Origin of the sequence: Streptomyces sp. NPDC059828 (genome assembly GCF_042731955.1) — a bacterium.
GTDB lineage: Bacteria > Actinomycetota > Actinomycetes > Streptomycetales > Streptomycetaceae > Streptomyces.
Window position 1 is genome coordinate 109,282 of sequence record NZ_JBHWIW010000002.1, and the last position, 22,152, is coordinate 131,433.

The 22,152-nt window shown below is 70.6% G+C and carries 19 protein-coding genes, 1 pseudogene and 1 riboswitch; of the genes and pseudogenes, 5 read left to right on the top strand and 15 right to left on the bottom strand.

Annotation, left to right across the window (positions count from 1 at the left end; genetic code table 11):
• Window positions 1-175: 175 nt before the first annotated feature.
• The gene (locus tag ACFV6V_RS01505; RefSeq protein ID WP_385557409.1) at window positions 176-1,345 is read left to right on the top strand and encodes a steroid 3-ketoacyl-CoA thiolase; all 1,170 of its coding nucleotides are present in this window, start codon (window positions 176-178) and stop codon (window positions 1,343-1,345) included.
• A gap of 158 nt (window positions 1,346-1,503) precedes the next feature.
• Here ACFV6V_RS01505 and ACFV6V_RS01510 read toward each other — a convergent pair whose 3' ends face one another.
• The 8 genes from ACFV6V_RS01510 to ACFV6V_RS01545 all read right to left on the bottom strand — a co-directional run bounded on the left by ACFV6V_RS01510 (window position 1,504) and on the right by ACFV6V_RS01545 (window position 10,202).
• Window positions 1,504-1,911: a transglycosylase SLT domain-containing protein gene (locus ACFV6V_RS01510; RefSeq protein WP_385557411.1), complete on the bottom strand. Its 408-nt coding sequence runs from the start codon at window positions 1,909-1,911 to the stop codon at window positions 1,504-1,506.
• A 300-nt stretch (window positions 1,912-2,211) separates the two neighbouring features.
• Complete coding sequence (locus ACFV6V_RS01515; RefSeq protein ID WP_385557848.1) at window positions 2,212-3,021, bottom strand: ECF transporter S component; 810 nt, start codon at window positions 3,019-3,021, stop codon at window positions 2,212-2,214.
• Between the two features lie 47 nt (window positions 3,022-3,068).
• Window positions 3,069-4,883, bottom strand: a complete 1,815-nt coding sequence (locus ACFV6V_RS01520; RefSeq protein WP_385557414.1) for an ABC transporter ATP-binding protein — start codon at window positions 4,881-4,883, stop codon at window positions 3,069-3,071.
• Complete coding sequence (locus ACFV6V_RS01525; protein ID WP_385557417.1) at window positions 4,880-6,067, bottom strand: energy-coupling factor transporter transmembrane component T; 1,188 nt, start codon at window positions 6,065-6,067, stop codon at window positions 4,880-4,882. Before ACFV6V_RS01525 ends, ACFV6V_RS01520 begins: the two co-directional genes overlap by 4 nt.
• Entirely contained in the window at window positions 6,064-6,819 is a 756-nt protein-coding gene (locus ACFV6V_RS01530) for an SCO2322 family protein (RefSeq protein WP_385557851.1), read from the bottom strand. The genes ACFV6V_RS01525 and ACFV6V_RS01530 overlap by 4 nt, the downstream gene beginning before the upstream one ends.
• Window positions 6,820-6,821: 2 nt before the next feature.
• Entirely contained in the window at window positions 6,822-8,075 is a 1,254-nt protein-coding gene (locus tag ACFV6V_RS01535) for a prenyltransferase/squalene oxidase repeat-containing protein (protein ID WP_385557419.1), read from the bottom strand.
• A 137-nt stretch (window positions 8,076-8,212) separates the two neighbouring features.
• A riboswitch (cobalamin riboswitch) is annotated at window positions 8,213-8,284 on the bottom strand.
• Window positions 8,285-8,405: 121 nt separating this feature from the next.
• Window positions 8,406-9,443 (bottom strand): MBL fold metallo-hydrolase, encoded by a 1,038-nt coding sequence (locus ACFV6V_RS01540; protein ID WP_385557421.1) that lies wholly within the window; start codon window positions 9,441-9,443, stop codon window positions 8,406-8,408.
• Window positions 9,444-9,551: 108 nt separating this feature from the next.
• On the bottom strand, window positions 9,552-10,202 hold the full coding sequence (locus ACFV6V_RS01545; protein WP_385557424.1) for an HAD family hydrolase: 651 nt from the start codon (window positions 10,200-10,202) through the stop codon (window positions 9,552-9,554).
• 110 nt (window positions 10,203-10,312) lie between these two features.
• On the opposite strand from ACFV6V_RS01545, the gene ACFV6V_RS01550 reads away from it, so the two are divergent.
• The 3 genes from ACFV6V_RS01550 (at window position 10,313) to ACFV6V_RS01560 (ending at window position 14,675) form a co-directional block, all read left to right on the top strand.
• Window positions 10,313-11,800, top strand: a complete 1,488-nt coding sequence (locus ACFV6V_RS01550) for an aldehyde dehydrogenase (protein WP_385557427.1) — start codon at window positions 10,313-10,315, stop codon at window positions 11,798-11,800.
• Window positions 11,800-12,033: a ferredoxin gene (locus tag ACFV6V_RS01555; protein ID WP_385557430.1), complete on the top strand. Its 234-nt coding sequence runs from the start codon at window positions 11,800-11,802 to the stop codon at window positions 12,031-12,033. The genes ACFV6V_RS01550 and ACFV6V_RS01555 overlap by 1 nt, the downstream gene beginning before the upstream one ends.
• Window positions 12,034-12,908: 875 nt before the next feature.
• Window positions 12,909-14,675 carry an FG-GAP-like repeat-containing protein gene (locus ACFV6V_RS01560; protein WP_385557853.1) on the top strand — a complete coding sequence of 589 codons (1,767 nt, stop codon included), beginning with the start codon at window positions 12,909-12,911 and terminating at the stop codon, window positions 14,673-14,675.
• A gap of 375 nt (window positions 14,676-15,050) precedes the next feature.
• Here the strand turns inward: ACFV6V_RS01560 and ACFV6V_RS01565 are convergent, their stop codons facing one another.
• Window positions 15,051-15,203, bottom strand: coding sequence for a hypothetical protein (locus tag ACFV6V_RS01565; RefSeq protein WP_361287760.1), 153 nt, complete (start codon window positions 15,201-15,203; stop codon window positions 15,051-15,053).
• Between the two features lie 545 nt (window positions 15,204-15,748).
• Here ACFV6V_RS01565 and ACFV6V_RS01570 point away from each other — a divergent pair.
• On the top strand, window positions 15,749-16,309 hold the full coding sequence (locus ACFV6V_RS01570; protein ID WP_385557433.1) for a hypothetical protein: 561 nt from the start codon (window positions 15,749-15,751) through the stop codon (window positions 16,307-16,309).
• Window positions 16,310-16,641: 332 nt separating this feature from the next.
• Here the strand turns inward: ACFV6V_RS01570 and ACFV6V_RS01575 are convergent, their stop codons facing one another.
• The 6 genes and pseudogenes from ACFV6V_RS01575 to ACFV6V_RS01600 form a co-directional block, all read right to left on the bottom strand.
• Window positions 16,642-16,980, bottom strand: coding sequence for a MerR family transcriptional regulator (locus ACFV6V_RS01575; protein ID WP_361291335.1), 339 nt, complete (start codon window positions 16,978-16,980; stop codon window positions 16,642-16,644).
• Window positions 16,981-18,344: 1,364 nt separating this feature from the next.
• Window positions 18,345-18,449, bottom strand: a pseudogene (locus ACFV6V_RS01580) (SCO5918 family protein); the annotation flags it as partial.
• 58 nt (window positions 18,450-18,507) lie between these two features.
• Complete coding sequence (locus ACFV6V_RS01585) at window positions 18,508-18,909, bottom strand: CBS domain-containing protein (RefSeq protein ID WP_385557436.1); 402 nt, start codon at window positions 18,907-18,909, stop codon at window positions 18,508-18,510.
• A 46-nt stretch (window positions 18,910-18,955) separates the two neighbouring features.
• Window positions 18,956-20,458 carry a DEAD/DEAH box helicase gene (locus ACFV6V_RS01590; RefSeq protein WP_385557439.1) on the bottom strand — a complete coding sequence of 501 codons (1,503 nt, stop codon included), beginning with the start codon at window positions 20,456-20,458 and terminating at the stop codon, window positions 18,956-18,958.
• Between the two features lie 301 nt (window positions 20,459-20,759).
• Window positions 20,760-20,963 carry a cold-shock protein gene (locus ACFV6V_RS01595; RefSeq protein ID WP_190224490.1) on the bottom strand — a complete coding sequence of 68 codons (204 nt, stop codon included), beginning with the start codon at window positions 20,961-20,963 and terminating at the stop codon, window positions 20,760-20,762.
• A gap of 524 nt (window positions 20,964-21,487) precedes the next feature.
• Window positions 21,488-22,120 carry a TetR family transcriptional regulator gene (locus ACFV6V_RS01600; RefSeq protein ID WP_361289686.1) on the bottom strand — a complete coding sequence of 211 codons (633 nt, stop codon included), beginning with the start codon at window positions 22,118-22,120 and terminating at the stop codon, window positions 21,488-21,490.
• Window positions 22,121-22,152 lie beyond the last annotated feature (32 nt).

Here is a 22,152-nt window from a genome sequence, read left to right on the forward strand (position 1 = left end):
TCGGCCGAGAGGGGGGTCGAGTCCGGCTGGGGCCGTGCAAGACCCTTGCGTACCGGGGGTAAGTCTCATGACACTGAACGGAGAACTAGAACGCGTACTAGTTCTTCGCTGTGCGTCAGTCGCCCTGCGGGGGCACCGGGACGACCTCCGCCGGGCGTGAGGAGAGGACGAGCTCATGGCCGCGGAACCCGTCATCGTCGAAGCCGTACGCACGCCCATAGGCAAGCGCGGCGGCGCGCTCGCCAACCTGCACCCGGCGTATCTGCTGGGGGAGACCTACCGTGAACTGCTCGGCCGCACCGGCATCCACGCCGACTGCGTCGAGCAGATCGTCGGCGGCACCGTGACCCACGCCGGCGAGCAGTCCATGAACCCGGCCCGCAACGCCTGGCTGGCGATGGGGCTGCCGTGCGAGACCGCCGCGACGACCGTGGACTGCCAGTGCGGTTCGTCGCAGCAGGCCGCACACATGACCGCGAACATGATCGCGGCCGGGGTCATCGACATCGGGATCAGCTGCGGTGTCGAGGCCATGTCGCGCGTACCGCTGGGCAGCGGGTCGAAGCACGGTCCGGGCAAGCCGTGGCCGGACGAGTGGAACGTCGACCTGCCCAACCAGTTCGAGGCCGCCGAGCGCATCGGGCGCAACCGCGGGCTGACCCGGGAGCGGGCCGACTCGCTGGGGCTGCTGTCGCAGGAGCGGGCGGGTGCCGCCTGGGCCGAGGAGCGGTTCAAGCGCGAGACCTTCGCGGTCCAGGTGCCCACCACGGAGGAGGAGCAGGCCGCAGGGCAGGGGATGTGGCGGCTCGTGGACCGTGACGAAGGCCTGCGGGACACCTCGATGGAGGCACTGGCCGGTCTGAAGCCGGTGATGCCGACCGCGATCCACACGGCGGGGAACTCGTCGCAGATCTCGGACGGGGCCGCGGCGATCATGTGGGCGTCGAAGCGGATGGCGCGGGCGCTGAAACTGCGGCCCCGTGCGCGGATCGTCGCCCAGGCGCTGGTGGGGGCGGACCCGCACTACCACCTGGACGGGCCGATCGACGCGACCCGCGCGGTGCTCGGGAAGGCGGGGATGTCGCTGGCCGACATCGACCTCGTGGAGATCAATGAGGCGTTCGCCTCGGTGGTGCTCAGCTGGGCCCAGGTCTTCGAGCAGGACCTGGAGAAGGTCAACGTCAACGGCGGGGCCATCGCGCTGGGGCACCCTGTGGGGGCGACCGGGGCGCGGCTCATCACCACGGCGCTGCATGAGCTGGAGCGCAGGGACAAGGAGTTCGCGCTGATCACGATGTGCGCGGGTGGTGCGCTGGCGACGGGGACGATCATCCAGCGGCTCTGAGCACGGAATCAGGGCTTCTGAGTCGGGTCCGGAAGGCAAAGGCTCCGGAGTCAGAGCTGAAACGGGAACAGGGCCCCGGGGCGACGGTGATCGTCGCTCCGGGGCCCTGCGACATCAGTCGCGCCCTGCTCCCGTGGCCTTGCGGCCCAACCAGTGGCTTAGTACCAGTGGTTGGCCTGCCAGAAGTTCCAGGCGCCACAGGCGCTGCCGTAGCGCTCCTTCATGTAGTCCATACCCCACTCGATCTGGGTCTTGGGGTTGGTCTGCCAGTCGGCACCGGCGCTGGCCATCTTGGAGCCGGGCAGGGCCTGGACCAGGCCGTAGGCGCCGGAGGAGGCGTTGGTGGCGGTGTGGTCCCAGTTGGACTCGTGCGTGACGATCTTGTCGAAGCACTGGAACTCGGCGGTGGACATCATCTGCTTGGCGATGTCCTTCGGGGTGGAAGGCGCGGCGGAAGCCGTCGTCGTCGTCCCCATCACCGCACCGACCGCACCGAGGAGCACGGCGGTGCCGGCGACAACGGACTTGTTGCGGGCGGCGAAGCGGGTGAACAGCGAGCGAGACAAGGCGATACCTAACGTCGGGGGCGTGGCGGTCACGAAGCGCGGGGCCGAGTGTGGCTGTGTGCCGGGCTCGAGGCCCTGCGGCGCCTTGCGACGGGAACAGTTGTAACCGGGGGCTGAAGGACCGCGCCGTGACCGGGCTCACCTACCACATACGAGTAGGAAGGGTGAGTACGGGACCAAAGTCCCTAAGTAGACATATGGGTCTTATGTGCAGGTCAGTGGTTGTGTCAGTAAAAAACCCGTCCTTGGCCAATGGCTACGAAGGCGGGTAGTTCCGGGACTTTCGTCCTGTGGGCTGCTTCACCCCTGCGAAGGGTTTCCCGGGGCCTCGAATGTGGCCTGGGCCTCGAAGGCGGCCCGCCGTGTCGCCCTCCGGAGCGCCTTGAGGAGCGTGGCGCCGATCGTCAGCGTCAGTACGGCGGTGAGGACCGCGCGTCCCAGATCCCAGCCGAGCGAGGTGGTCAGGCAGTAGGCCAGGAAGCGGACCAGGTTCTCGTGCAACGGGTCGCCCGGCCGGAAGGAGATGCCCGAGGCCAGGCCGGGCACGATCGTCCAGCCGTACAGGTTCATGATCGTGCCGTACGCGAAGGCCGCGGCGAAACCGTATCCCGCGAGCATCAGCAGTTCGGCACGGCCCCTGAGGCGGGCAGGGCCGGGCAGTAGCCCCGCGCCCATCGAGAACCAGCCCATCGCGAGCATCTGGAACGGCATCCAGGGTCCCACCCCGCCGGTGAGCAGGGCGGACGCGAACATCGTGACCGACCCGAGCACGAAGCCGAAGCCCGGTCCCAGCACCCGGCCGCTCAGCACCATCAGGAAGAACATGGGCTCCAGGCCCGCCGTCCCCGCACCGAGCGGGCGCAGTGCGGCGCCGACCGCCGCGAGCACCCCCAGCATCGCCACGGCCTTCGCGTCGACGCCCCCGTCGGAGATCGTCGCGACGACCACCCCCACGAGCAGCGGCAGCAGCGCTGCGAAGAGCCAGGGCGCGTCCTGGGCGTGCGCGGTCAGCCCGGACCCGGCGCCGGCGAGCAGCGGCCAGCCGAAGGCGACCACGCCCAGGGCGCTGACCAGGACGAGCGCGGCGATGGCACGCGGCCCGAGCCGCATGGCGTGGGTGGGCCGCGCGGGGTTGGTGCGGGCGGTCCGGGGCGCGGTCACAGGGCGGCTCCCACCTGGGCCACGGTCATCCAAGGGCCCGGGGCGAGCACCTTCGCCACCTGGGGTGCGAAGGCGGGCGACGACACGACCACATCGGCGGTCGGACCGTCCGCGACGACCTCACCGTCGGCGAGGATCACCACACGGTCCGCGAGCTCGGCCGCCAGCTCCACATCGTGGGTCGCCATGACGATCCCGTGGCCGTCAGCGGCCAGATCGCGCAGCACGGACACCAGACGGGTCTTCGCCGCATAGTCCAGGCCACGGGTCGGCTCGTCCAGCAGGATCAGCGGGGGCCGGGCGGTGAGCACCAGCGCGAGGGCAAGCGCCAGGCGTTGTCCCTCGGACAGGTCGCGGGGGTGCGTGTCGTCCGGTACGCCGGGCAGCAGGGCGGAGACCAGCGCTCGGCAGGTCCCGGGCTCGGCGCCCGCGTCCACGTCGGCTGCGGCGCATTCGGCGCCCACGGTGTCCGCGTACAGCAGGTCCCGGGGCTCCTGTGGCACCAGGCCCACCTCGCGGATCAGCTCAGGTGCGGGTGTGCGGTGCGGCACGCGCCCCCCGACGAGCACCTCGCCCGACGCGGGCTCGACCATCCCGACGAGCGTCCCGAGCAGCGTCGACTTCCCGGCGCCGTTGCGGCCCATGAGGGCGACGGTCTCCCCGGGACCCATCGCGAAGCGCACGTCACGCAGCGCTTCCACGCGGCCACGGCGTACGGAGAGCCGCTGGGCGGTGACGAGGGAGGCGGCGGGGCCCGGGGTGGCGGAGGAACCCGAATGTGTGGCGGAGCCCGGGGCGCCGGCGGGTGCCTTGGCCGTGGCGGGGGTGCGCAGCCGGGCGAGCACCCCGCGCAGCACGGAGGCTCTCGGTGCCGCGGCGAGGGGGGCGGTGAGAGGTTCGGTGACTGGCTTGGTGACGGGGTCGGTGACGGGACCGGCGAGGGGCTTGGTGAGAGAGGCGGCCGATGGAGCCTGAGACGGACTCATCCCCGCCAGCCGTTCCCGCAGCCCTCCCGCCTCGCCCGCCCGGCGCCGGGCGTCACGCACGGAAAGAGGAAGGGGCTCCCAGTCCGCCAGCCGCCCGAGCGCCACCACCGGGGGGTGCACAGGCGAGTGCGCCATCACCTCGGCGGGGGAGCCGGTGACCGGAGCCGCGCCGGGCGAGGGCAGCAGCACGACCCGGTCCGCGTACTGCACCACCCGCTCCAGCCGGTGTTCTGCCATCAGCACGGTCGTGCCGAGGTCGTGGACCAGCCGCTGGAGCACGGCCAGCACCTCTTCGGCTGCCGCGGGGTCGAGTGCCGACGTCGGCTCGTCGAGCACCAGGACCCTGGGATGGGGGGTGAGCACCGAGCCGATCGCCACACGCTGCTGCTGACCACCCGAGAGCGTGGCGATCGGCCGGTCGCGCAACTCGGCGAGCCCCAGCAGGTCGAGGGTCTCCTCCACCCGGCGCCGCATCACGCCGGCGGGCAGCCCCAGTGACTCCATGCCGTACGCCAGCTCGTCCTCGACCGTGTCGGTGACGAAGTGCGCCAGCGGGTCCTGCCCCACCGTGCCGACGAGATCGGCCAGTTCACGGGGCCGGTGCATGCGGGTGTCCCGGCCCCCGACGGTGACCCGGCCGCGCAGGGTGCCGCCCGAGAAGTGCGGGACCAACCCGGATACCGCCCCGAGCAAAGTCGACTTGCCGACACCGGAAGGGCCCACCAGCAAAACGAGTTCGCCTTCCGGGACGGTCAGGTCGACGCCCTCGATGGTGGGCGTCTCGCGGCCGGTGTAGGTGACGGAGACGTTCTCGAAGCGGATCACTGCGTGTCCTTGGCAGGGGAGCGGGGTACGGGGGCGACGAAGGCGGGCAGCAGCCCGATCAGGACCGCGGCGGCGGGAAGCAGCGGCAGGGTCGGCGCGATCAGCGGCACGACCCCCGGCTGGAGCGCCTCCGGAGCGTAGGTGCCCGCGCAGATCATCAGCGCCGCGACCGCGGCACCGGACCCGGCCACCAGCCACGCCCGTACGCCCCAGCGGTCGGGGCGGTAGCGGGTGCGGAGCTGGCGCCTTCCGCCGAGCCGCAATCCGGCAGCGGCGGCGGCGAACCCGCCCAGCAGCACCGGCAGCCCGTATCCGGCGCCCTCCGCGGCGAGCAGCCCGTACGAGCCCGCGCACACCCCGAGCAGCCCGCCGAGCGTGAGCGCGGTGGTGGTGTGCTGGATGGCACGTGGCACGTCGGCCCTGCGCCCGTAGCCTCGCGCGTCCATCGACGCCGCCACCGCCACGGAGCGCTCCAGTGCGCCCTCGAGCACCGGAAGTCCGATCTGGAGCACGGCCCTGACGCCTCCAGCGCGGCGCCCCCGCAGCTTGCGTGCGGTGCGCAGCCGCGCCACGTCCGCGACCATGTTCGGTGCGAACGTCATCGCGACGACGACGGCGACCCCGGCCTCGTACAACGCGGCGGGCAGCGACTTGAGCAGCCGGGCCGGACTGGCGAGCGCGTTGGCCGCGCCCACGCAGATCAGCAGCGCGGCCATCTTCGCCCCCTCGTAGAACGAGAACACGAGCTGCTCCACCGTCACCCGCCCCCCGAGCCGGAAGCCCCGCGCCCAGTCGGGCAGCGGTACCTCGGGCAAGGTCATCAGGACATGCGCCCCGGGGATCGGCGAGCCGAGGAGAGCGGAGAACACCAGCCGGATGGCGATGACGAGCAGGCCCAGCTTGACGAAGGCCCCGTACGACCGTGCCCACGGAGCATCGGTCCGCCGCGCCGCCACCACATATCCGGCGACCCCGACCAGCAGCCCCAGCAGCAGCGGATTCGTCGTCCGTGACGCGGCGGTCGCGAGACCCAGCGCCCACACCCACCAGGCCCCCGCGTGCAGAGCGTTGCTCCGGCCGGCCTCGGGCGCCCGCCAGGCACCACGGGGCAGGGGAACGCGGGCCCGAACGGACGGGCCGGCCCTTACGGGGGCGCCAGGGGCGCCCGGAGTCCCTGAAGTCATCCGCGTCGGCGGCGCGCCTGCCAGAACGCCGCGGTGCCGAGCGCGAGTACGGCCGCGACGCCGCCGATGACGCCCAGCGACGGGCCCCCCTCACCGTCCCGCGCACCATCGGGCTTCGCCGCCCGGGGCGCACGCGAAGCCGGCGCGGAATCGGCCGCGACCTGGTCACCGCAGCCTGACTTCGGGTATCCGGAGATCCCGCAGAGCAGCGCGGCGCTGTCGTAACGCAGCGGCTTGGCCACGGCGGCGAGGGCCTCCGCGCTGGTGGCCGAAACGTCGACCTGGGCGCAGGCGTTGCGCCGGTCGGGGGCCGGCGGGGTCTCGCCTTCGGGGGCGTGCTCCGGAATGCCGAAGTCGACCACGATGCCGACCCGCTTGGTGCCGGGCTTCGCGGGCGTGGCGGCGCACAGCGTCGCGAAGTCGGGGGCGGTACGGGGCTTCGTCGCGTCGGCGGAGTCCGCGCTGACCGCGAAGCGGAAGCCGTTGACCTCGCCGTCGGAGGGCCGTGCGGTGGCCGGGCCCTCGGTGGCGTACGCCCAGGAGTTGCTCTTCGTCCCGCCGCCGGACCCATCTCCGGACCCATCTCCGGACCCGTCGCCGGACATCCAGAAGGACCAGTAGCGGTATCCGGTGGCCTGCGCGGGCGCTGCCCCGGCGGCGAGCACGAAGAACAGCGTGCTCAGCGCCAGGACGACGGCAACGGCGAGCCGCCCATGTATCGCCGCGGGTGCCGAGCTCCCCGCCCCCGCCAAGGTCACTGCTTGTTCTTCCGGCGACCACTGATCAGGAAGCCGGCGCCGACGCCCGCCGCGAGGCCGGCACCGATGATCCACCAGATACCGGCGTTGTCACCGCCCACGACCTCCTTCTCGTCCGCCTCGGCGGCCGGGGCGGGGGCCTTCGTGGACGCGGGCGCGGGGCCGGTGGAGTTCAGCAGGCTGACCAGGTCGGAGCTGCCGAAGTGGCGCGGGTCGGCGCCGTAGGCGTTCGCGGCGAGGATCAGCTGGGCGTAGGCGGCCGGACCGCCCGCCTTGGCCCAGGCGGAGGAGTTCTTCTCCAGCCAGGTGAGGGAGGCGGCGGCCTTGTCCTTGTGGCCGGCCGCGGAGAGCGCGACAACCGCGTCCGCGGTGTTGCCGAAGTCGGGCTGCGGCGCCGGGTCGGCCGCGCCGGGCATCGGCGCGGTGTTGAGGTGGCCGGTCCTGGCCAGGGCCGTGGCGAGGTAGGCCGCGCCGTTGCGGGCCGACTGCTCGGGCGTCGCGGGGTCGGTGCTGACGCACTTCGGGGCGCCGCCCGGCTTGGGCGGGCTGACGACCAGCCCGCGTCCGAGCCCGCCGAGCACGGCGGCCGCGGTGGCGTCCCCGTTCGCGACGAGCTTGCCGGACTTGTCGGGCTGGTAGGCGAAGGCCCCGCCGCCGGTCTTGTCCGTGCAGGGGATCGCGAACGACACGAGCGCGTCGTACGGCGACTTCCCCTTGGCCGACTTCATGGTGGCCGGACGGGCGTCGGCGCCGGCGAGGGCGCCGATGACGATCCCCGTGGAGTTGGCGTCGGACGGGAACCCGGGGTTGTAGCCCCAGCCGCCGTCCGCGTTCTGCACGGACTTCAGCCAGTCGACGCCCTTGGCGACCTGCTCCTTGTGCCCGCCGAGCGCGGTCAGCGCCTGGAGCGCGGCGGCGGTGGCGTTGGAGTCGAGCATCGTCTTGGCGTCGCAGGGCTTGGCCGAGTCGGCGCGGAACGAGGCGAAGCCGCCGCTCGCGCACTGCTGCCCGGCCAGCCAGGACACCGCCTCGGCCGACGGGACCACCTTCGCCACGTCCTGCGCGAGGAACGCCAGCGACTGCCGCCACACACCGTCGTACGTCGGGTCCGTGGTGCCGTAGAGCCCGTCGGGAATCACGGGTGCGGGAGCGGGGGACGGCGCGGCGATCGCTGCCGGGGCCCCGGCCAGGGCGCCGCAGAACACGGCGGAAGCGGCGGTGAGCGCGGCTGCGCTGCGACGGACGGTCATGGCGGGCGGTGCCTCTCCTGCGGGGAGCCGGGCACGGGCACACTCGGGCGCCGGGCTCCGGCTCCGTATTCCTCGACGGTGCCTCCACCGACGGATTCCAGATCCCGACGGCAGGAGCCGGTCATGTCCCGGTACGAGGCATTCCGGCTCACCGCCCACAGTGGGCGGCTCACGGTTGCGGGTCAGCGCCGGATTCACACCGGCTTCCCCTCGTACGGGGCTGATGACAACGGGGCTCACTCTACCGGCCCACACGCGCACGGCCCCTGGGAGCCTGTAGGGGCGTGGGTCACAGGGGTGCGTGCCGCACGGTCACACAGCCGTCGCACGTCACACCGCCACGTACGCCACCGGCTCGCTCCCCGGCACCGCCTCGGCCCTGCCCAGCTTCACCAGGCGTCGCAGATGCGACTCGGCCTCCGAGACCGCGATGTTGCGCGAACCGTAGGGGATCTGGTCCCACGGACGGTTCCACTCCATCCGCTCGGCGAGCTGCCAGGGCGTGAGTGGGGTGGCCAGCAGGGCGAGCAGCCCGGTGAGCCGGGACTCGTGGTGGGTGAGCAGCTCCCGCACCCGGGCCGGAGCGTCCGTGAAGGGGTGCTGGTGTGCCGGGAGCACTTCGGCGACGCCGAGCCGGCCGACGCGTTCGAGGGAGGCCAGGTAGTCGCCGAGCGGGTCGGTGACGGTGGTGTCGTCGGGGTCCTCGTACAGACCGATGTGCGGGGAGATCCCGGGCAGCAGGTGGTCACCGGAGAAGAGCCGGCCGTGGCCCGGGAGGTCGGCCGGGTGCTGCTCTTCGAGGTGGAGGCAGACATGGCCGGGGGTGTGGCCGGGGGTCCAGATGGCCCGCAGGCGTCGGCCCTTGAGGTCGAGCAGCTCGCCGGGGACGATCTCGCGGTCGGGCAGGGCGGCCCTGAGCCCGGGCAGGGTCCGCATCCTGCCCCCGGCTCGGGCGGCCCGCAGCGGGGTCAGATGTGAATCGGGGGCCCCGGCCGCGGTGAGCTTCGCGGTCATGTAGTCCAGCCAGACGCCGGGGTCGGCGCCGCGGGTGCGGCGTACGACCGCGGTGTCGGCCGCGTGCATCGCGATCCAGGCACCGGACACCTCCCGTACCTGGCCGGACAGGCCGTGGTGGTCGGGATGGTGGTGGGTGACGACGATGCCGTGGACATCGCCGACGGACGTGCCCAGCGAGGCCAGGCCCGCGGTGAGAGCCGTCCAGGAGTCCGGGTCGTCCCAGCCGGTGTCGACGAGGACGGGGCCGCGGTCGGTGTCGAGGACATGGACCAGGGTGTGGCCGAGAGGGTTGTCCGGGATGGGGACCCGGAGGGACCAGACCCCTCCGCCGTGTTCCGTCACCTGTGACATGTGACTTCGTCCCCTCCCGTACGACGCGGGTGCGGCTGCCGGTTCACCGGTCCACCGGCTCACTGTACCGAAAACTGACGAGCTGTCAGATCTGTTGCCGGATGGCTCTCACCGTCCGGCGACAAGGCCGGGCAGCGCGCGCATGTCGTCGAACACGACCGTGCCAGGGCCCGTGAGCCGCTCGCCGGGCGTCAGGCCCCCGGCGTAACCGAAGGCTCGCATCCCCGCCCTGCGGGCGGCCTCGACACCGGGCCGGCTGTCCTCGACCACCGCGCACGCCGCCGGGTCCACCCCCATCCGCTCCGCCGCGTACAGGAACAGATCCGGCGCCGGCTTTCCGTGTGCGACCTCGGTGGCGCTGAAGATGCGGCCGGCGAAACGTTCGTACAGGCCGGTGCGGCCGAGCGTGTGGCGCATCTTCTCGTGCGAGCCGCTGGAGGCGACGCACGTGGGCAGGGTGATCGCGTCCAGGGCCTCGGGCAGTCCGTCGACGGGGCGGAGCCCGGCGTCGACCGCCTCGGCGTGCAGCTGCTCGAACCGCTTGTGCCAGACCGTCGCGGTCTCCTCGCCGAGGCGCTCGGCGATCTGCCCGCGGATGGCGGCGTGCGAGCGCCCGATGAACCGCCGCACCACCTCGTCCTCGGTGAGCGGCCAGCCCAACTCCGCGCCCAGGGTGACCTGTACGCGGACGGCGATGCGTTCGCTGTCGACCAGCACGCCGTCGCAGTCGAATATCACGAGTTCAATGGGCTTGATCATGTCCGAGAGGTTAGACGCCAGCCTGGTCTCCTCCAACTAGAACTGGTATCAGTTCTGAAGCAACGTCAGGAACGTCCGAGACGCACAGCGGCAGCGCAGGAGGCAGCGTCATGACCGAGCTGGTCGAGCACGGAAAGCTGTTCATCGGCGGGGAGTTGGTCGATCCACTCGGCACCGGCACCATCGAGGTGGTCTCCCCGCACACCGAGCAGGTCATCGGACGCGTCCCGCATGCCACCGAGGGTGACGTGGACCGGGCCGTCGCCGCCGCGCGGCGGGCTTTCGATGAAGGGCCCTGGCCGCGTACGGCCCTTGAGGATCGGATCGCGGTCGTGAGCCGCATCAAGGACGCCTTCGCCGTACGCCACGAGGAGATCGCCCGCTCGATCAGCTCGCAGAACGGCTCCCCGTACTCCTGGAGCGTGCTCGCCCAGGCGCTCGGCGCGATGATGGTGTGGGACGCGGCCATCGCCGTCGCCCGTGACTTCACCTACGAGGAGCGCCGCGGCGGTGTGCTGGGGCCGATCCTCGTGCGCCGTGAGCCGGTCGGGGTCGTCGCGGCCGTCGTGCCCTGGAACGTCCCTCAGTTCGTGGCCGCCGCCAAGCTGGCGCCCGCCCTGCTCGCGGGCTGCACGGTGGTGCTGAAGCCCTCCCCGGAGTCCCCGCTGGACGCGTACATCCTCGCCGACATCCTCCGCGAGGCCGGGCTGCCGGAAGGCGTGGTGTCGATCCTGCCCGCCGACCGCGAGGTCAGCGAGTACCTCGTCGGCCATCCGGGTGTCGACAAGGTCTCGTTCACCGGCTCGGTCGCGGCCGGCAAGCGGGTGATGGAGGTCGCGGCCCGCAATCTCACCCGCGTCACACTGGAGCTGGGCGGCAAGTCGGCGGCGGTGATCCTGCCGGACGCCGACCTGGAGACCGCGGTGCAGGGCGTCGTCCCCGCGGCCTGGATGAACAACGGCCAGGCGTGCGTGGCCCAGACACGGATCCTCGTCCCGCACTCGCGCTACGACGAGATCGCCGACGCCTTCGCCGCCGCGGCGGGCGCGCTCGTGGTCGGGGACCCGCTGGACCCGGCGACCCAGGTCGGCCCCTTGGTGGCCGAACGCCAGCAGAGGCGTTCGCTCGACTACATCAGGATCGGCCAGGAGGAAGGCGCCAAGGTCCTCACCGGCGGCGGACGTCCGTCTGGTCTCGACCACGGGTGGTACGTCGAGCCCACTCTGTTCGGTGGTGTCGACAATTCCATGCGGATCGCCCGCGAGGAGATCTTCGGGCCGGTCATCTGCCTGCTGCCGTACGGGGACGAGGCCGAGGCCGCTGCCATCGCCAACGACTCCGACTACGGGCTCAGCGGCAGTGTGTGGACGGCGGACATCGAGCGCGGGATCGACTTCGCACGCCGGATCAGGACGGGCACGTACAACGTCAACACCTTCAGCCTGGACATGCTCGGCCCGTTCGGCGGCTACAAGAACTCCGGACTCGGGCGCGAGTTCGGCCCCGAGGGCTTCGGCTCCTACCTGGAGCACAAGATGATCCACCTGCCCGCCTCGTACGGGAGCGGGAGCGGGAGCGAGGGCGGGGGTGAGAGCTGATGGGCGACCGCTGGCACGTCGAGGTCGACCGGGGCGTGTGCATCGGCTCGGGGATGTGCGTGAGCCACGCTCCGGGCGGCTTCCGGCTGGACTCCGCCCGGCAGTCCCACCCGGCGGAGCCGGACACGGACGCGAACGAGGGGCTCCTCGCTGCGGCGGAGGGGTGCCCGGTGGAGGCGATCCTGATCACTCTTTCTGACACGGGGGAGCCCGTGTTCCCACCGGAGGAGTAGCCCGCGGGTGGCCTCGAGGCCTCGGGTCCGTGTTCCCGGTGCACCACATCCTGTCGGGGCCGGTGCGTCCGTCCCCGGTCGCCCCCGGACTTCGTCCCGGGGCCGTCTCGCGGCGCAGTGCCTGCTCCGTCCCCACGCGTCGGCGGCCTACTGTTGCGTCACCTGCGAGGTCGTCCCCGACCCGGCCTCGCCCCGTCCTGGCCTCCCCGGGTCAGGACCACCCGCGTTCCGGTGTCCGGCCTGAACGACGACACCTACGACGAGTCGCCCGGACTGATCCAGATCGACATCACTGACCGCGGCCGGGTGTCACGGTTCACGCCGCCTTCTACCGCCTCCCCGTAGAAGTCCCTTCCCCCCTGCCAGCACCTCGACGACGGGTAGCCGCACAGCATCCTCCCCTGTTCCCCTCGCCGGGTTAAGGCTGTCGGGATCGGCGGGGGTCTCCGGTGCTGGATCGATGCGTGTTGGGCTTATCGGGTGTTCTCGATCGCTGTTCGAGGGTGTCGGGGAGGGGTGCGTGCGCGTTGTTGGGAGGGTGTGCGTTGCCCGGGCGGTTCTGCTGGTCATGAGGCTGAGTGACGTCAGGACGCGGTGGCGGGTTCGATGCCGGCTTGATGAAGCATGGCCCGATCGCTGTGCCGTCTTCCTCGCCGTGGGATGGATCGTCCCGTCAGCTCTGAGAGAGGGGCCGGGCGACGAGCCCCCTCACGTCTCTGCGGTGGTGTCGTCCGGGGCGCCTGGGTGTCCACGTCCCAGCGGTCTTGAGAAGAGGATGAGACGATGATGTCAGAGCGTGTATCGGGGAAGACGCCATGACCAGGCCGGTGCGGGGCCCGTTGGCGCCGGTGGTCGCGCTACTGATGGCGGCCGGGATGATTGTGGGACTGTTCCCCCCAAGCGCGTGGGCTGCGACGGCGACTTTCGCACCCCCGGTCGACTACCCCGTCGACGAATTCCCGCAATCAGTGGCGGTGGGTGACTTCGATGGTGACGGCGACCAGGACCTGGTCTCCGCCAACTTCATCGCGGACACGGTGTCGGTGCTGTTGAACAACGGCAACGGCACCTTCGCCACCGCGGTCGACTACCCGGTCGGCGACGGGCCGAGATCGGTGGTCGTCGGTGACGTCGACGGCGACGGTGACCTGGACCTGGTCACCACCAACTCGCAAGTGAGTACAGTCTCGGTGCTGTTGAACAACGGCAACGGCACCTTCGCCGCAGCCGTCGACTACCCGGCCGGCGGGGGCTCGTGGACGTCGGCCGTGGGGGATTTGGACGATGACGGTGATCTGGACGTGGTCACCGCCAACCTCGCCACCGATACGGTGTCGGTGCTGTTGAACAACGGCGACGGCACGTTCGCCGCCCCGGTCGACTACCCAGCCGGCGACGGGCCGATCTCGGTGGCGGTGGGGGATCTGGACGGCGACGGTGACCTGGACGTGGTCACCGCCGACACGAACGGGAATACCGTGTCGGTGCTGTTGAACAACGGCAACGCTACCTTCGCCGCCGCAGTCGACTACGCCGTCGGCGACGAGCCTTTCTCGGTGGCCGTGGGTGACTTCGACAACGACGGTGATCTGGACGTGGTCACCGCCAACATCACCTCCGCTACGGTGTCGGTGCTGTTGAACAACGGCAACGGCACCTTCGCCGCAGCCGTCGACTACCCAGCCGGCGCCGACGCGATCTCAGTGGCTGTGGGGGACCTGGACGGCGACGGCAACCTGGACCTGGCGGTCGCCAACCCCCCTACGGATACGGTGTCCGTGCTCGCGGGCAACGGCGACGGCACGTTCGCCGCCCCGGTCGCCTATCCGACCGGCGATCGGCCCGTCTCGGTGGCGATCGGGGACTTCAACGGCGGCCTACCGGACCTGACCACCGCCAACCAAGACGGTGACACTGTGTCGGTGCTGCTCAACACCACTGCGCCTACGACACCGGTGATCACCAGCCCGGCCGACGGGTCCACCATCGACGACAGCACCCCCACCTTCACCGGAACCGGCGGGCCCGGTGACACGATCACCGTCACTGACGAGAACGACAACGTCATCTGCGTCGCCGTCGTCGACGACATGGGGAACTGGACCTGCACCGCTGCCGCTCCGATCCCGGACGGCGAGCACACCTTCACTCCCACCGCCACCAACGCCGAAGGCAGCACCACCGGCGAGCCGGTGACCGTGACCATCGACACGGTCGAGCCCCCCACCGCACCGGTGATCACCAACCCGGCCGACGGGTCCACCGTCACCTGCGGCAAATCCTCCCGCCCGTACCCCAGCGCGGCGGGCACCCGGAACGGCTGCCCGGTGACCTTCACCGGAACCGGCGGCCCCGGGGACACCATCACTGTCACCGACGAGAACGACAACGTCATCTGCACCGCCACCGTCGACGACACCGGCAACTGGACCTGCACCTCCCCCACCCCCGTCGCCCCCGGCGAGCACACCTTCACTCCCACCGCCACCAACGCCGAAGGCAGCACCACCGGCGAGGCGGTGACCGTGACCGTCACCGCACCGGACAAGCCGCACAAGCCATGGCCCCACAAGCCGTATAAGCCGTACAAGCCCCACCGGCCCGGCCCCCGGATCCTCGCCGCTCCCACAACCCTGCGCTAACCCCACCAGCCAGGCACCACCCGGGGCCCGGCACCAAAACGCCAAGCGGCGACAAGAAGACCACATGTCGCCCCTGACACAGACGAATACCGGCCCAAGGGCGCCCAGGAGACTCGCCCCCCCACATGAGCCACCGGGCGCCCTTCGGCGTACCCGCCCAGCGACCGTGACCACAGCCCGTTCACGGTCATGACCGCTGCAAACCACCAGCCGGGTATGAGCGCCAACATCGGGCGACACGAGCCGCTTGCAGTGACGATCAACTCCCACCGCCTGCGGTGGCCCCGGTGCCGCTACCGATGGCAGCCGCCGCCGTTGTGCCTGCCATGAACGACGACACCTACGACGAGCCGCCCGGACTGATCCAGATCGACATCACCGCACGGACTGCGGACGCCGCCGCCCTCGTGTCGAGCAGCTCGGTGCGGAGGTGGCGATGGTGCCGTGGCTGGACGCGGCGATGGACGCGGACCAGATCATCGCGGCCGGGCTGGACAGCGAGGCGTGCGCGGTGTCCCGGGTGTGCACGTGCTGGCCTGGGCCTTGAACGGCGCCGTCCCGCCAGCGCTCGTCGGGCGGTTACCCCGGCCCCGGCGCGGCCCTGCCGCCGCCGCGGGGGACGACGGCCTGCCACTGCGGCGCACGCGCGTACACATCCCGTCAGCCGGGAGAGCCACTCACCGCCGAGGAGATCGAGCTCCGAGAACGGCTCCAGGCCCAGCCCCACCCGCAACGCCGAGCTGCGGTAGACCCACCCACGACCGGCCGCAAGGCCTTGATCACCGGCTTTGCGCCACGGTTGTAGCGCTTTACCCCATGGCCTTTCCCGTCCTCCCCGGGCTCCTGGGCGCACTGTCGATCTCGCGATCACTTCACAGGACGGCCCTTCGAGCGGGTGGTCCGGAAGCCAGGCTCACGTCAACCGGGCGGGGCTCTCTCGCTGCCGAGTGGACTCCGGCCCCTTGGTCCCACGCCGAATGGGCCGCCCGAAGCCGAATAGAGCGGCAAGCCGTGGGGAACGATCAGGGATTCCGAACGGGCATTTCCCGCTCACCTACCCGCAAGGATCGCCGATGCTTCCTGAGGTCCGTCCCCACGTCTCCGGCCCCCTCGCAGACCAGTTGCAACACCAGCTGGGTCTCGCTTCAGACCTGGAAGCCAGGCATCTCGATGTGGAGCGCGTGGCCGGCATCGCAGTCGTCGCGGCTGCCCACTCCGGTGGCTACGCGGCCATCGGGCATCTCCTCGGGCTACTGGCCGCGCTTCCCGCTCCCACCGGGGCAGGGGAACGCTTCTGGTTGCAGCTGTGGAGGTCCTCGGGCACCGCCTACCTGCTACCCGCCAACATGAAGGCTGAGGTGCTGCAATCCATGGCAGGCGAAGGAACCGCCCTGGCCCGACAGATCCTCTCGGCTGTCGATGAGATGACCCCGCCCCAACGCGTCGCGGCCGGGGAGGCGATCGGTCAAGCCCTCGCCGAGTCCGATCATCTACCCGACCTCAAGACACAGGTCATCGGGGAACTGTGGCTCCGCGATCTCGAACTCACCGCCTGGCACGTCCTGCACGCCGACCGCAGGGCGGACGATCCTGCCGGACGAAAAGCCTTCCTCGAAGCCTGGACGAGCGTGTGAAGCAAGCGGTGCGGCCCGCACGGTTCTGAAGGGCCCTGGCGCGGTAACCGGCTGCGGGGCTACCCGACACAGCTCCCAGCCCTGACTCATGCCTTCCAGACGATGAACGCCCAAAAGGCGGAGGGGATCGCCCTGGTCCCTGCGGCACCGCCCAGCAAGCACCACGCCAAAGGCGTGGGCAAAGGGGAACTTCCGAACCACGACAGCCCACACAGACGCTACGCGCCCGCATGGTCGCCAGGGGAGACAGTCGCACCAGCGGTGCCGGAAGCGGAGTAGCGTGCCGACGTGCGCGTGTGGAACTCGCCAGCACCCGGCGGGGCGGGGATGCCTCAGGCCGTTGTCCTCGGGTTGGTCGATTCGGCGGCGCGGCGGTATTCGGCGTTGATGCGTTGGGCTTCTTCGAGTTGGTCTTCGAGGATGATGATGCGGCAGGCTGCCTCGATGGGGGTGCCCTGGTCGACGAGTTCCCGGGCGCGGGCCGCGATGCGCAGCTGGTAGCGGGAGTAGCGGCGGTGGCCGCCCTCGGAGCGGAGCGGGGTGATCAGGCGGGCCTCGCCGATGGCGCGGAGAAAGCCCTGGCTGGTGCCGAGTATTTCGGCGGCCCGGCCCATCGTGTAGGCGGGGTAGTCGTCGTCATCGAGACGGCCGAAGGAGTCGTCTGCGGTCATTGCACCTCTCTGGGAACGCGTCGAGGGGCCCTGGTGCCTACCGGCACCAGGGCCCCGAAGGAACTACTACACCATCTGCCGGCCCCAGTACTGCGCCGGCCTTCTGTTTCCGCACACCAACCTGGGAGAGGTTGCGGGATGCGGGGATCGCGGTTGCTTGACCGAAGACCACCTCACTCACGATGTCCTGCGGTACCCGGGCTCAGACATCCACCCGGGCGATCCTGATGGCGCGAGATTCCTCCGTTCTTCCCTCTTGATCAACCACTTGCCGAACGCGAACTGCGTACTGCTTGTCACGCGGGTATTGCTGGTGTTGCGTACTGCTGGGTGACCTGAGTAAGCGTCACTCTTCGGCAGCCAGCCCCTCGCCCTGTCTCCTATGGCTTGGAACCCCGCTGCCCTAGCTCCCGGTACGCGCGCCCGCAGCCGACGCCTTTACCGAGCCCTGCTCACTGACTTCACTGCTGATACTGCCAACTGCCACTGCGGTACTGCTCACGGCGGCCCCTGAACACTGCGGGCCCCCCGGTCCGGTCGTCAGCCCCGTCGCCGTCCTGCAACCACTGTGGCTTCGGAACTCCACCACCGAACCGTCCTGCGCACTGCAACTGCGGGTACTGCTGCCCGGCAGTTCGTCTCTGCCAGGCCCTGCTGTCCGTCTTCACGGCTACGAGAGAAACCATAACCACACCACCGCCCAATATCTACTAGGGCCAGCACAGATTTATTACTGTCCGGTGGCGAGGTCATCGTCCTCGGGTACGGCGGGATCAAGCCGGGTTGACCACACCGGTCCGGGGCACAAGCACCGGGACCGCAGCGGGGTGGGCATGGGCGATCCATGGACGGGGGCCTGATGGACGCGATGAGCATCAGCGTCGCGAACACTCGCCGCGCTTCCTCCGTCGCCGACGCACGCGAGAGCACCCGCGACTTCCTCGAAGCCCTCGTACCGGCGATGCAGCGAGACCGTCTACATCGTGCTCCTGGTCGTCTCGGCACTTGTCAGCAACGCCGTCCGCCACGGCGGCGGCATCTACGCCCCGGGCCTGACCGCGCACCCGGACAGCATCGAAGTAGCCGTGCAGGACAGCAGCCCGAGGGCCCGCACATGCGCAGCCCCGACCTGCACGGTGGCACCGGGGGCTTCGGCTGGCCCATGGTCAACCGCCTCGCCCAATGCCACGCCATCACCTGTCAGAAGACCGGTGGCAAGACCGTAACCGCCCTACTCCACCGACAGCACCGCCCGGGGTCTTCTCCGCAGGGTGGCCGCCGAGACAGCGTGCTCCAGGTACTCCGTCGCGGCCCTAGCCTTTGGGCAGCTTGGCCCACACGCGTGCGGCCATCTCATCGGCCTCGATCACGGAGTCGCCGACGACCGGCTCGGGTTTGACGTCCTTCATCGTTTCCAGCACGTCGCTCTTGGTCAGGTCGAACGGAAAGCGCGCGATGACACAGCGCATGGTGCCTCACAGGAGTGAGGGAAGGAGGAAGGGCCGGACTGGCCGCGGGTGGGACGGCTCAGCGGGAGAGGGCGAGGACTCCCAGGGCGTTGCCGTGGTCGTCGACCATGGGCAGGGCCGCGAGCCGCCGGTGGCGCATAGTGCGCTCGGTGTCGGCGCCTGTGGTCAGCGGCGTGGCGAAGAGCACCTCGCTGCCGACGATGTCGCGCAAGCGGACCTGGTCGGTGTACGCGCGGCCGTCCCGGACGGCGGTGAGCCGGGCCTGGGTGACAATGCCGGTGAACTGCGCGTCCTCGTCGCGGACGACGAGGTGAGCTGTGCGGGCGGCGGCCATGACGGACAGAGCCACCTCGACCGTCATCGCGTCCCAGACGTGAAGCCCGGCCGCGTCCACGGGATCGGCCGCCGTCTGCACGGCGTCGCTGCTTGTTGAGCGGGGCTGCATCCGGACCAGCGTCACAGTAAGCCTCCGGCACAGGTGGATGAGTTTCCGGCTCACGTGGTTCTCAGGCCGCGGCGAAGGCGGGCCGGCGCCGGGCGGCCGAGGCGGGGCCGCGGCGGCCGCGGGAGGAGGATGCGCTGCGCGTACGCCGCTCGGCCACCGGCGCGGTGATCGTCACGGGGATGCCGGAGGGGGCCTGGGCTCCGGTGATCCGGCTGAGTGCCTCCTCGCCGGAGCGGACCTGGGTGGTCTGGGGCACGATGCCGGCGTCCTGCATGAGGCGGTTCATGCCACGGCGCTGCTGGGGGGTGACGAGGGTGACGACGCTGCCGGACTCGCCGGCGCGCGCCGTACGGCCGCCGCGGTGGAGGTAGTCCTTGTGGTCGGTCGGCGGGTCGACGTTGACGACAAGGTCGAGGTCGTCGACGTGGATGCCGCGGGCCGCGACATTCGTGGCGACCAGCACGGTGACGTGCCCGGTCTTGAAGCGGGCGAGGGTGCGGGTGCGCTGCGGCTGTGACTTCCCGCCGTGCAGGGACGCCGCGCGGACACCGGAGTTGAGGAGTTCCTCGGTGAGGCGGTCCACGGCGTGCTTGGTGTCCAGGAACATGATCACCCGGCCCTCGCGCGCCGCGATCTCCGTCGTCAGCCGCTGCTTGTCGGGGCCGTGCACGTGCAGGACGTGGTGCTCCATCGTGGTGACCGCGCCCTGGGAGGGGTCCACGGAGTGAACGACGGGGTCGGTGAGGTAGCGGCGGACCAGAAGATCGACGTTACGGTCCAGAGTCGCGGAGAACAGCATCCGCTGGCCCTCGGGGCGTACCTGGTCCAGGAGCGCGGTGACCTGCGGCATGAAGCCCATGTCGGCCATCTGGTCGGCCTCGTCCAGGACGGTGACCGCGACCTGGTCCAGCTGGCAGTCACCCCGGTCGATGAGGTCCTTCAGGCGACCCGGGGTGGCGACGACGACTTCGGCGCCGCTGCGCAGCGCGTTCGCCTGCCGGCCGATCGGCATACCGCCGACGACAGTGGCCAGGCGCAGCCTCACGGCGCGGGCGTACGGGGTGAGGGCTTCGGTGACCTGCTGCGCGAGCTCCCGGGTGGGGACAAGGACGAGCGCAACCGGTTGACGGGGCTCGGCGCGCTGGCCGGCGGTCCGGGCCAGCAGGGCCAGACCGAAGGCGAGGGTCTTGCCGGAACCGGTCCGGCCACGGCCCAGGACGTCACGGCCCGCCAACGAGTTCGGCAGCGTCGCCCCCTGGATCGGGAACGGCACGGACACGCCCTGCGCGGTGAGCGCCGCCAGCAGGGACTTCGGCATGTCGAGGTCGGCGAACGCCTCGACGGCGGGCAGCGCCGGAGTGACCGTCTTCGGCAGGGCGAACTCCCCCTGCGACGCGGCGGACTGCCGGCCCTGACCTCCCGAACGGCGGGGGGCGCCCGAACGACTCGGGGCGGACGACGAACCGAAGCGGCTGCCCCGGGCCGAACCGGCGGCGGAGCCGAAAGCGGGAGCGCCGGTCCGGCGGGTGCGGGAAGAACGGCTGTTCGTACGTGTGGGGTTCATGCAGAACCTTCCTTGATACGGCACGCATCGAGGAATTCCCACAGCGTAAGCAACGCGGGGAATCACAGGCACGGACCGAATGAAATGCGAAAGCGAACGTGGTGCACGGGGATCCGTGTCTACGCAGGCGAAAAGGGGATGCGCGCGGAAGTGAATCCGGGACATCGAGGGGGGCGGCTCCGAAGAGGAGACCGCGTCCCTCGACATGGTGTTCCGGCAGGAGAAATCACTGCGGAAGCACATGCAGCTGGGGCCCGCACCCCGAGGGATGCGGGCCCCAGCTGCAAGATACGCGTCAGCGTCAGACGGTGACGATGTTCTCGGCCGTCGGGCCCTTCTGGCCCTGCGCGATGTCGAAGGTGACCTTCTGGCCCTCCTGGAGCTCGCGGAAGCCCTGGGCGGCGATGTTCGAGAAGTGGGCGAACACGTCAGCGCCGCCACCGTCCTGCTCGATGAAGCCGAAACCCTTTTCCGCGTTGAACCACTTCACGGTGCCAGTAGCCATGTCATATCTCCTTAGGGCAGTACACCGGCGTCCGTACCGTACGGGCGCCGTGTCGCCGCGATGATGCCCCTCCGGAAAAATGACCGGCAATACGAAAACGCCACCAGCGGCTGAAAGTACCGGCGAAGGCGCTTGAATTCTTGGGAACCACAACTGCAACTGAGATCGACAGTAGCATGATGCGGCAGGCCCCCGCACCGTAAATGATTCCGCCTGCTGATTGCGGTAAAAACACTCCCCGCGTGGCGCGTCAAACCCTCATCTCACGGCCGTAGATATTTACCCACCCGGAGTGCAGCGTGTTCCAGGAAGAGCGGTCGTCGCGGACCAAAGGACACTCGGCTTGATCGGTCGAACGGCAACCGGGCGGGCGTTCCCTCCCCTTCACCTTGTGTTCCGCGGGCCGGCTCCACACGCGACAGCCAAGGCGTACGAGCACGGGTGGGAGATCCGGGGAGGGTATCGCCGGGTTCTCCCGCTCAAGCGCCCGCTGCGCGTTCCGGGTGAGGTCACACGGGGTGCGGTTACCCCGGCCACTCCTGGGCGGAGCGCCCGGAGGTCACGTCGATCAACCTGCACACCGTCTCGATGTCGATCTTCACCTGCGCGATCGACGCCCGTCCCGACAGCCAGGTGATCAGCGCCGAGTGCCAGGTGTGCTCGATCACCCGAACGGCCGAGAGCTGCTCCGCCGTCGGATCGTCCAGCCCCATCGCGTCCAGAATGATCGCCGTCGTCTGCCGCGAGACCGTGTCCACCTCGGGGCTGACGCTCCGGTCGGCGAACGTCAGCGCCCGCACCATCGCGTCCGCGAGGTGCGGCTCCCGCTGGAGGGCCCGGAAGGCCCGCATCAGGGTCTCCGCCACCCGTTCGGCGGCACTGTCCGCCATGGGCGGGCGTTTACGCAGCGTGGTGTGCAGGTGCTGGAGCTGGTCCTGCATGGTGGCGACCAGCAGGTGCACCTTCGAGGGGAAGTAGCGGTAGAGCGTGCCGAGCGCGACCCCCGCCGCCTCGGCGACCTCGCGCATCTGGACGGCGTCGAAACCGCCCTGGCTGGCCAGCTGCGCGCTGGCGTGCAGGATGCGCCGGCGGCGGGCCTCCTGGCGCTCGGTCAGGGGCGGGGCCGCTGGTACTGCTGCCCTGGTTTCCGCGATCATGTCTCCGCGTATCTCCCGTCCCCCGTGAGCTC